The 255-nt window shown below is 68.6% G+C and carries 1 pseudogene; it reads left to right on the forward strand.

From position 1 onward, the window contains the following. Positions 1 to 255, forward strand: a pseudogene (locus AB3X99_RS41065) (hypothetical protein); the annotation flags it as partial.

The raw sequence follows: 255 nt of genomic DNA on the forward strand, positions 1-255 counted from the left end.
GTGGCGATCACCTCGGGCGCGAACATGAACTTCGACCGCATGCGCTTCGTGGCCGAGCGTGCCGAGGTGGGCGAGGCGCGCGAAGCGGTGTTCGCGGTGACGATCCCCGAGGAGCGCGGCAGCTTCAGGCGCTTCTGCGAGCTGGTCGGTACGCGCAGCGTGACCGAGTTCAACTACCGCATCGACGACGCCGAGCGCGCGCACATCTTCGTGGGCGTGCAGATCCGCAACCGCGGCGAGTCGCAGCAGATCGCG

The sequence above is a fragment of the Paraburkholderia sp. BR10882 genome (genome assembly GCF_040948855.1).
Taxonomy (GTDB): Bacteria; Pseudomonadota; Gammaproteobacteria; order Burkholderiales; family Burkholderiaceae; genus Paraburkholderia; species Paraburkholderia nodosa_A.